The sequence below is a fragment of the Fervidobacterium sp. genome (assembly GCF_059913585.1).
Map to the genome: position 1 here is coordinate 1 of NZ_DBOLZL010000015.1, position 9,322 is coordinate 9,322.

Annotated in this window: 5 protein-coding genes, 1 pseudogene and 1 CRISPR repeat array; of the genes and pseudogenes, 1 reads left to right on the top strand and 5 read right to left on the bottom strand. The window is 38.9% G+C overall.

Features of this window, described 5'->3' with window-relative positions; genetic code table 11:
- The 5 genes and pseudogenes from AC3M61_RS06245 to AC3M61_RS06265 all read right to left on the bottom strand — a co-directional run.
- Positions 1-220 (bottom strand): annotated as a pseudogene (locus AC3M61_RS06245) (S9 family peptidase); the annotation flags it as partial.
- 102 nt (positions 221-322) lie between these two features.
- Entirely contained in the window at positions 323-895 is a 573-nt protein-coding gene (locus tag AC3M61_RS06250) for a M15 family metallopeptidase (RefSeq protein WP_500780028.1), read from the bottom strand.
- 71 nt (positions 896-966) lie between these two features.
- Positions 967-4,407, bottom strand: a complete 3,441-nt coding sequence (gene rgy, locus AC3M61_RS06255) for a reverse gyrase (RefSeq protein ID WP_500780029.1) — start codon at positions 4,405-4,407, stop codon at positions 967-969.
- A gap of 8 nt (positions 4,408-4,415) precedes the next feature.
- On the bottom strand, positions 4,416-5,444 hold the full coding sequence (gene recF, locus AC3M61_RS06260) for a DNA replication/repair protein RecF (RefSeq protein ID WP_500780030.1): 1,029 nt from the start codon (positions 5,442-5,444) through the stop codon (positions 4,416-4,418).
- 445 nt (positions 5,445-5,889) lie between these two features.
- Positions 5,890-7,071: direct repeats of the CRISPR family, unit length 36 nt; unit sequence GTTTCCATCTCTTTCAGAGAGTAGTTCCTTCCTAAG.
- 718 nt (positions 7,072-7,789) lie between these two features.
- Positions 7,790-8,227, bottom strand: coding sequence for a M15 family metallopeptidase (locus AC3M61_RS06265; protein WP_500780031.1), 438 nt, complete (start codon positions 8,225-8,227; stop codon positions 7,790-7,792).
- An 86-nt stretch (positions 8,228-8,313) separates the two neighbouring features.
- Between AC3M61_RS06265 and AC3M61_RS06270 the strand changes: the two genes are divergently transcribed.
- A complete protein-coding gene (locus AC3M61_RS06270; RefSeq protein WP_500780032.1) occupies positions 8,314-9,021 on the top strand; it encodes a thioredoxin family protein in 708 nt (235 codons plus the stop codon).
- The last annotated feature ends 301 nt before the right edge of the window (positions 9,022-9,322 follow it).

A 9,322-nucleotide genomic window follows, 5' to 3' on the forward strand; every position in this document is an offset into this window, starting at 1 on the left:
TCGAATCATCCAACCAAATTGGAGAGTTATCCCGATTTGATGAGGTAAGTTGCGATAGAGACCCTGTGGTGGTGTTATAAAGCCATATGTTGGAATTGTAACCATTTTCATCTTTGTTCATCTCATGGACAACGAAAGCCACTTTTTCGCCATTTGGAGAAACCGCCAAGCCTGAGACAAATTTGAACTTGAGCAAATCTTCCAGCATAATCCTTTCCACAGAAAACACCCCCAAGATTAGTTCGTAGTGCTTACTATTATTTTATCATATATCTAACAAAAATAAAAAATCCCGGCTCTAACCGGGATAAGTCATAAATATCTATTCTATTACCAATCTCTCCAAATGATTAAATGTTGCCACTTTCCTCCAATTTTTCATTTGGATATGGGGCTTGTCAACGAATCCTTTCCACATCCCGCCCCATTCCATACCTAAATTGAGGGCAATGCATCCACACCTTAGCCAAAGTTCATCGTTATACCACTGAGGTTTACCATCAACAACAGGCACAAAATCTGCTGCAAAACCGTAGTTATGTGCTGACACCCTCAGTTTTGTAACCACATATCTATTCTTTCTCTCATCAATAGGCTCAAGCTTTGCTTCTTGCCTTAGCAAATTCACAACTTCCAACGGCTCACGACCTTGAGCGTACAAAGCTTTTTGAACAGCCCTTGACCTGTAAGTACTGTAAATCCAAACACTTATACCCTCTTTCGAACATTCCATTACAAACTTCTCCACATACCTTCTGAACTGGTAATTCAAATTGCTTAATCCTATTTCCAACTTTATCTCCCATCGATACGGTTCCGAGGATACTGGTAATAAAAGAAAGAAGAAAAAGATAACGGCAAAACCAATTCTTAAGAGTTCGTTTGATATTCTCACGACTATACCTCGATATATGATTAACATACCCATATTCACAACATGTCCTATCTTAATCTTTTGCTAACTCGCTATATCTTCTCCAACTCTGCTTTTAAACCTCTCAAAATTTGCTGGTAATCTTCTTCACCACTTTCAACTTTGTCCATCAGTACTTCTAATTCGCGCGTGAAATCTTCGCTGACAAATTTGAACTTTTCTTTATCTGAATTGAAGAAGTTGTATACCTTCTCACCAAGAGCTGTGGGTAGTAAGTATCCGTTTCTCTCTATCACATACCCTCTTTCAAGCAATCTACTCACTATTGTCGCATATGTAGATGGTCTTCCAAGCCCGCGTTTTTTCATTTCTTCAACAAGTGAGCCCTGCGTGAACGGATAGACCTTTGGAATGGCACGCATGAATTTGTTAGCTGATACTTCTATCGTTCCTTGTGGAATTCTTACGAGCTTAATTGGAAAGACTTTGTTAAAACCTTCTTCAACTATCTCTTCATACACTTCCACTTCCTGGGTCTTATCAACAACCTCAAATTTCACATCGTAACCTTTGAGCACGACATTTTTCATCTGAGAAGCTATGAAGCGCTTGAATATCAAATCATATATCGCGATATGGTCTTTTGTAAATCCCTCAAGCTCACCGGAGTAAATCATCGCTTTGATATCCTCTATATCCAACGCCCTGGTTGGTCTAATACATTCGTGTGCTCCACCTTCACCCCATGTTCTCGGTTTGAAGAACCCCTCTCCAAACGTTTCGGAAATATATTCCTTTGCCACGTTCATTCCAAAATCCGAAACCCTTGTTGAATCTGTTCTGTGGTAAGTGATAAAGCCTCGCTCGAACAAATCTTGGAGCACCTCCATTGTTCTGGAAACCGAGAGTTTGTACTTCTCAGATGCATCCTTCAATATCACATCCGTGGTGTAAGGTGGCAAAGGTGATTTCTCTATTCTTTTTTCCTCGCCTTTTGTTACTTTGACCACCTTTATCTCGTTGAAAAACTTTTCTGCTTCGTGTTTCTCTTCAAATTCAAACCTTAAATCCAACCCATCTTTAGAGATTGTTACAACGTATTTCTTTTGCTGGCTTTCCTTCGCCCGTTCTATCACCCATCCAAGAACAGGTGTCTGAACCCTTCCGGCGGACAGGTTACTGCGTCCGAAAAGTCTTTGGATAAGCTGTGAAAGTTCAAATCCTACCCATCTATCCGAAATCCTTCTCACAACCTGCGCTTTGACAAGATTTTCATCTACTTCTCTGTGCTCACGTAACGCGTTTAAAATCGCTCGCTTTGTAACCTCGTGAAATTCCATTCGCTTGATGTTTTTCGCATATACACTGCATAGATTCTTCAAATCCCAAGAAATCTTTTCACCTTCTGTGTCCGGGTCAGTTGCAATGAGTATCTGCTCGAATTCTTTGCTTGCCTCTCTAATAGCATTTACAATGCTCTCTTTCCCCTCGATAGTCTCATATACAGGAACATACCTTCCACGACCATTGTTAGAACTTTCCAAAACGCCAAAATAACCTTCTTCTTTATTTAAATCAAACACATGACCAAACGATGCGGTAATAACGACGTATTTGTCTTCTGTGATGACCTCATACAACTCGTGACCTTCGAGACTGCGAGATATTGGCTTTCCAAAGAAGTTTGCAATCGTTCTTGCCTTGTGAGGAGACTCTACAATAACAAGGACAGGTTTTAAGAAATCGTCTCTTCTACCTTCTTTTTTGCGCACACGTTCTCTGTCGTTATCTATCTCTTTTATCAACGTTGTGAAATCTATACTCTGCGCTTCCTTAAATACCACATCTGAACTGAACCACCAGCGAAGCTTTCTAATCAAGTTGTTGAAGACTTTTTTATCATCCACAAGCACGTAGCTCAGCCCTTTTGTAATACCACCAACAAAGAGCCTCGATGTGCGTCCAGAAGCTTGGAGATAACCTGTGACGTCAGCAACCACCAAATACCATTTTCCATCTTCCTGCCTTAGTGTAATATCATCTGCTGAGTTTATTTTCTTGATAATCTCTTCAGACAGAATGAACTTTTTTATTTCCTCCCTCAACTGCTCCACACGGTCTTTCGGAGGATTTGCGACATTTCCAAGTTTAGTTAGTTCCTTCATCCATTTATCTATCGTCGGTGTCCATTTTTCTAACTCTTTATCCCTTGCTATCAAAGGTCTCAAAGTCGAAATAGCCAGGAGAATGTGTTTGACATTCCCTTCTAAATCCAAGCTAACAACAATCTTGGGGACACCATAAAATATGGCGTAGCGAATTACTTCTGGAATATCCAACCCACGTGCCAATGGGTTTCTATATGAGGATATACCAATAAGAACTTGGAGTTCTCCGTTTTTGTACCTTTCCAAAACTGCTTCTGAAAAATTCTCATAACTTTCGCTTGTAATTCCATGCTTGCTGAGAAGTTCTTTTAATTCATCAACTTTTTCTTTTCCATAATCGGAAGATACAAATACAAGTCCACCGTAGCCGAATTGTTTTATCTTCTCCACGAGCATGCTATCCAAAATCGCTTGGTTTGTTCCAACGTCTTCGTACACATCCTCAACATTTCTCAGATAGAAAACAGGACGACCAACATCAAACGAAAGAAGTTCCTTGAAGAGCCTTATTCTTTCAGACTTTGGATTACTCGTAGCAGATGAAACAACCATCACACCTTTTGCTTTTCTCGAAATTCTTTTAACTTGTTCTCGTAGTGAATTAATTTCCTCTGCGTTCTCTTCTGTCACATTTCTCCTCATCTTTATATACTTCATCGTCAATTCAATATCCCTTGGCTCAAATCCCAACAAATACAACGCCTTGTCTATATTCTTCGCTGTTTTCAAAAATGAATCAACGTCGTCGACAAAAATAAAACTAAAATCACGAGGAATAAGGTCGACATTTTTGTAAAGAAACATAGAAGTAGTCACGAGGATTTTGAATTCACCATTTGCAAGTCTTTCTTTGTTTTGGTCCTTCTCCTTTTTCGATTCCTCTATCCCTATCACCAACAAATCCTCAGACGGGACTTTATCTTTTAGTTTTTCATAGCTTTGGAGGACCAAAAGCCTGGTTGGAAGAATGATGTAGGATTTTTTGTTGTGCTCTGCAAAATATATTGCCGAAGCAAACCCCCAAGAAGTCTTTCCAATACCTGTTGGTGCTAAAAGTGCGAATGAGCGTTTCAAAAGCAGCTTCTTCGCCCAGAATTTTTGCAACTCCCACGGTTCAAATCCCACGTATTTTCTAAATGTCTTTTCCCATTCTTCGTACTCTTTGTTCAAATTGCAAAATCCTCTAAGCCCTCTTAAATTGCTAAGACGACAAAGGGCTTCCTTGCCCTCGATGTCTTCTTTCAAACAATTCTCACAAGGAAGCCCTTTAACCAATCTTGCTGAAGATATATCTCCACCACAATTAGGGCACAATTGCTTAAATATTGCTTCGAGCGTGGATGATTGTTGTGTCACTATCTCCATTTCTTCACTCACTCCTCAAGCGTTAACCCTATGTTGTGTGCACCGAGAAGCGGTGTGATTGAAGCGATAATCACCTGGCCTGAAAGATTTGATATGAACCTTTCAAGAAGATGAGTATCGAGCACGTTAAATGGTTCATCAAACAAGAATACCGGTTCGTAATGTTTCGTCTCCTCTATGAGCTTCTTAAACGCAAGCACTATCGATAGATACAACAAACGTTTTTGACCTTCTGAAGCATAATGCCTTGCGAGAAGGTCTTTGTAGTAAAGCAAATAGTCATCTTGCGAATGTGGACCTATTGTTGTTGTTTGCTCAGCAATATCTTGGTCGATGTAATCTAAGAAATTCTTCCCTTTGAACTCGCTCTTGTATTCTATCTTGAACGTTTTATCTAAATACTTGGAAAGTTCTTGAACCATTTGTTCTCTTTTTTCCACAATCTTATCCGCCATTATTTGCAAGTCCTTAGCAGTTTCAATCAAATACTCTCTATCAATCATTTCGGATTCTTGCTTTAAATACTCATTCCTCTCGTCCAAGAGTTTTTCATATGCTCGCAGTGTTTCGTAGTAGTCCAGGTCAAGTAACGAGAATATCTCATCAAAGAACTCTCTTCTCTGTGCCGGTCCGCCATCTACCATTGAATAATCCCTAAAACTGAAAGGAATTGCGATAAATATCTCCTGAATATCTCTGAATCTCTTAACCTTGGAGCCATCAAGATATGCTACCTTTTCTTTCTTGTCTCCCTCTTGCACATACACTATCTCTATCGTATGTTTCTCTTCACCGCTCATTATCCTACCCTTGATTTCAAAATGCTTCTCTCCAACTTTCAATACTTGATAATCTCTTGCACCTCTGAAAGAGCGGGGGTTTGACAAATACGCAACGGCTTCTAAAATAGATGTCTTACCTGAACCGTTCGGACCATAGATAACGTTTATACCATCACTAAACTGGACTGTGTGCTCTGAAAAGTTCCTAAAGTTTTTTACAGTAAGTTCCTTGATAACCATCTTTTTCTTTTCCATCCTATACACCCCCTTTGAGATAATCTTTCCACACTATGTATTTTACTACTTTTATCCAAAAATTCAAAATCGGCATAAACACTCGGTTCCAAAAACATTGATAAATACAAGAATTACAAACCATTTCCTTTTGGTCTTTGATTAAATTTAACTTTGAGCAAAAAAAACAAAACCGTGGCACAATTGCCACGGCATTGATTTCAACTCTTCAGTCAATTTGAAAAACCTTATTTTCTAATTGCGTTCTTAGATTATACACTTTGCAACTGCGTAAGAACAACGATTTTCAAATTCCTCCGTAAAAAGAAACCAAAAGTAAACAAACACATGAATGCCAAACACACCCAACCCTCTACTCTCATTCAACTGCCACCTTTGATTACCATCTTTTTCAAAGGAAAATTCCTTACCTAGAACAAAGCGAGAATAGTATACCCCTCAATGCACTTCCATCTCTTTCAGAGAGGAGTTCCTTCCTAAGCGGTCTGGAACCAGCTAGTCTAGAGGGCTGGTCAGAGCAAGAGTTTCCATCTCTTTCAGAGAGGAGTTCCTTCCTAAGGGTATTTGGTATATGAGAGGAGTGTGAGCGTATGTTTTGTAGTTTCCATCTCTTTCAGAGAGGAGTTCCTTCCTAAGAAAACTCGTTAATCTCACCCCCCATCCAATAAATATTATAGTTTCCATCTCTTTCAGAGAGTAGTGCCTTCCTAAGTTTGGGAAGTAGACGAACTCCCTATAGATTACGAAGATGAGTTTCCATCTCTTTCAGAGAGTAGTTCCTTCCTAAGGTATCTTACGCTATCGGGAGATTACTCTCAATCAGAGACAGTTTCCATCTCTTTCAGAGAGTAGTTCCTTCCTAAGTAATGGCGAAACTTATTAATTTGACACCTCACCAGATAGATGTTTCCATCTCTTTCAGAGAGTAGTTCCTTCCTAAGAGTTGAACTATGCTGATCAGGTAAGCTCGGCTATTAATAGTTTCCATCTCTTTCAGAGAGTAGTTCCTTCCTAAGCTGGTATCCCCATATACGACATCGTATATGGGGATCTCACGTTTCCATCTCTTTCAGAGAGTAGTTCCTTCCTAAGTGGTAGATAATAAGACAATCGACATAAAAGTGGTGCTGGATGTTTCCATCTCTTTCAGAGAGTAGTTCCTTCCTAAGTGTTTACACTAATTGAGAAGTACCATATCACGAAGAACCCTGTTTCCATCTCTTTCAGAGAGTAGTTCCTTCCTAAGACGGTGGTTTAACTGGACTTCCGGACCCAGAGCCGGGAGTGTTTCCATCTCTTTCAGAGAGTAGTTCCTTCCTAAGATTTGTCAGGCTGGTCAGATCAGGAGCTGATGAAGCTCCTGGTTTCCATCTCTTTCAGAGAGTAGTTCCTTCCTAAGTTTGTATGTTTTTGAGAATGTATGGCGTTGATTGTAACTGTTTCCATCTCTTTCAGAGAGTAGTTCCTTCCTAAGATGAGTAAAGCAGCTGTGATGATGGCAGTTGCGGTGATAGTGTTTCCATCTCTTTCAGAGAGTAGTTCCTTCCTAAGACCCAGAGCATGGAACCTTTTACATAGTGTCATCATTAGTGTTTCCATCTCTTTCAGAGAGTAGTTCCTTCCTAAGAGTAGCCTTCCAGAATGCGCATAAATAGATATGTTCCAGAACGCGATTTTCCCTACCCCCAAAGTTAGATGCTCTGAAAAATGTTTTAATGCGACTAACACTTGCGTTAAATCATTTATTCATACTGATTCCCTGGGGGTAATTCAACAAGTTCCTCAGTAAGTAAGCATAGATATTAGCTTTACGCTTGCTTTTCACTTTGAAATATGGTTGTAACAATAGGTAGAGAAAGTAGAGTTAGACATTGTTTAAAGTGCGAAGCATAGCTTGATTTCTTGATTTTTGGAAAATTGGAGGTGTGAAAAGATGTAATTTTCGATGTTCTCTAGCATGAATACTTGGTTTTTGAACGTTTGTTATGTTTTTTTATTCACTTATCAATGACCGTAAAAGCGCTTGAATTCACGTTTTTAATTCTCGGTGTTAATTTGTGTTCTCCACTTACCCGTGCGTATTATGGAAAAATAGTAAGAAGAATCAAGCTCTTGCTTACTTATTAATTGCAACTTTTGGATTTTTCACAAATTGCAATGTTCAATTACAAAGTTTCTCTATACATTTTGAATCTTTGCTATTTTATATTATATCACCACTTTTGGATAATTTGACATTTCTATTGATAAATTCCAGGCTGTTTATTTCTTATCAAGCGATTTGTTCTTGGAAGTCAAAGGTAGAATAATTCAGCCCATCCTAAAGGATGGGCTTTTTTGGACCTTTATTTTACGTACCTTCTCCAATTTTTCATCTGCAAATGTGGATAATCTGGGAAATCTTTCCAACTTCCTCCCCATTCTAACCCTAAACTTTCAGCTATCTTTCCACATTTGTTCCATAGCGCATAATTATTCCATACCGCTTTCCCATCTATCAATGGCACGAAATCAACTGCCAGTCCATGGCAATGTGGTGAATCTTTGAGCATGGTAACTATCTTGTTTTCCTTCTCACTTATCGGTGGCATTCCTGCTTTTTTTCTTGCACTGTTGACAACTTCAAGTGGAGCTCTTCCTTGTAAGTAAAGTGCATATTGTTCTTCTTTCCTTCTGTATGTGTTGTAAATCAACACTTCAATGCCTGCAGCTTTGCAATGTTCGATAAATCTTTCCACAAGAATTTTGAATTCAGTTTTGAGTTTTTGCAAACTTCTTTCCACACTATCACCCAGAAAGATGTATCTACTTTGTGTAAATATGATAAAATTTTTTGTATCATCTTGTTTATCAAGGGGGGGATAAGCGTATGGCAAAAACACTGCGGATACTTCTCTTATCGGCTCTTATTTTCTCAACTCTTTTGTTCGGAGCACTGAACTACCAACATGTGTTCAAAGACCTGGGCTTAGCTCACAAACTCTCAATTATCGAAGGAAAGACACTCCTTATTTATTTTGGTTCGGCGGGGTGCGGATGGTGTAAAAAGCTTGAAAATGAAGTATTTAACGCTCCTGCAGTTCAAGAATTCTTAAGAGCTAACTTTGTGCTCGCTCGAATCCTCGGCGGGACAAGCAAAACCGTGTTCATGGGAAAGGAATACACAAACAACGAACTTTTCAAAATCTTTTCAATCAAAGGTACACCAACATGTGTGTTTATGAAAGGTGAAAATATCGTATATACAGAAGTTGGATATTCGCCAGTTAATGAATATCTGAAAATTTTGAAAACGAGAATCAGAATCATAGACGATGGATTCGACGAAAATTCAGAAGATTTGACGAAAGACTTAGATAAATACTGCGGAAAACCAATGATAATCACAATTTCTAAGGAGGAGGCCGAGTTCGTTTTGGCAAATGATAAGAATGCAAAATTGATAGAACATTTGCCTGAAGATAAAAAGGAGATTGATACAAACACGACATACGTCACTGCCAGTGAAGAAATTGCCAAAGAGTTGAACGCAATAGGTGTGATACGAGTTTTGCTTATTCAAGATAAAAATGAGTAATTTACAATGCAACGAGGGGACGTCTTGTCCCCTCTTTGTTTATTCGCTCGGTCGTATTTAGTAAAAGAACTGTATAAATCACGAAGAGAAACGTAATCGATTGAGTATGCGTCTTCCAGATGTTGCAAAAAACTTTCCTTACATTTCCTACCCTACCAACCCAAAGAACAACCATGCAGGAATCCCGATAATACCTTCATCTTTGAATGATGTTTCTTGTGTAACAATAATACCTTTACCAAAGACTTTCTTCATTCCTAGATAATCTGATTTACTGATGTTTTTCTGATATTTGACTTCT